Source organism: Janthinobacterium sp. LPB2021202312-11-4, from assembly GCF_037049705.1.
Lineage (GTDB): Bacteria > Pseudomonadota > Gammaproteobacteria > Pseudomonadales > Pseudomonadaceae > Aquipseudomonas.
Genome location: NZ_JBAGKV010000083.1, coordinates 1 through 1,112 on the forward strand (window position 1 = coordinate 1; position 1,112 = coordinate 1,112).

At 59.7% G+C, this 1,112-nt stretch carries 2 protein-coding genes; both read right to left on the reverse strand.

The annotated features are described in order from the left end of the window. Window positions 1–100: 100 nt before the first annotated feature. Window positions 101–367, reverse strand: a complete 267-nt coding sequence (locus V5E99_RS30915) for a hypothetical protein (RefSeq protein WP_499806311.1) — start codon at window positions 365–367, stop codon at window positions 101–103. After that, window positions 364–678, reverse strand: a complete 315-nt coding sequence (locus V5E99_RS30920; RefSeq protein ID WP_499806312.1) for a DUF3077 domain-containing protein — start codon at window positions 676–678, stop codon at window positions 364–366. The genes V5E99_RS30915 and V5E99_RS30920 overlap by 4 nt, the downstream gene beginning before the upstream one ends. Window positions 679–1,112 lie beyond the last annotated feature (434 nt).

The window sequence follows — 1,112 nt, forward strand, 5'->3', positions numbered from 1 at the left end:
CACAACATGCGCATCCACCACAAATCCCCTGTGGGAGCCGGGCTTGCCCGCGAAGAGGCCATCACATTCAACTCATAAATCAGCCGTCAGCCCGCCAAGGCTAGGCCCGCGCCCGAATCTGCCGCCCCAGCACGTCCATCACATCGCAGCCATCACGCAACAACATCGCCGCAGCGTGGGCCAGTTGCTGCACATCCGCGCCTTTGGCTCGGGTGATGTCGAGGCTGGCCAGGCTTTCCATCATCTGCGTCACCGCCAGAAAACGACTGGCGGCGCTGCCGTGCAACACCTCCAGCGGTGCTTGAGTGGCGACCAGCAACACCGGGATGTCGCTGTCGTTGTGGGTCATCGGCATAGGCGCGCTCATGACCCACCTCCCGCGTGCGCGGCATGCAAACCGTCGATCGAGGCCTGGACGATGGAACGGGCGGTGCCGAGCATGTGTTTGCTGGCCCAGCGCATTGAAACGGCGTGTTCCGCGCAGGTGGCGTTGGGGGCCTGGGCGGCGAGGGCTTCGGCGACGCTGAGGTAGACCGAGGCGTGTTCCAGGGCGTCGAGGATGGGGATGTCGGGTTGGACGGCGAGGAGGTGATGGTCGACGTGATCGCAGGGGGCGAAGGGGGTGGGTTTTGTGGTTGCGGTGGTCATGGGGGAAACCTCTTGGATGTTAGAGATCACCACGTCATCGCCGTCAAACGAATAGGTGGCAACTGTGTGCAGGTTGACGGACCGGTCCAAGAACCCGGCGCACTCGAAAGTGCCCCGCACACAGTCACCATAAGCTGTGCATCGAGCACGAGAGTGCACGAGCAGATTTGGTGGACAATGCGCGTCTTGGACTTGCCGGGCCGTCAAACCCGATCACGAATGTGTCGTGACGGGCGTGAGGATAGGGAGAGCGGGCAGGGCAGTCAACCGGCCCAAGGTCTGAAATGGCCGGTTTGACTGTAGGTATGTTCCGAGGCTGAAAGTGATGCTGTGCCTAAGGTGGAAGGGGACACATTAGAGATTTGGCCCCCTTTTTTCGCTTCGTTAAAATATATAATTGATTTTCTTAGGGAAGGTCTGAAGTACCCACCGTTTTTTTGATACTCCAACCATTTGGAGTTCAA

Coding starts and splice junctions, on each gene's coding strand:
- V5E99_RS30915 (WP_499806311.1), bottom strand. CDS start 367: ATGAGCGCGCCTATGCCGATGACCCACAACGACAGCGACATCCCGGTG.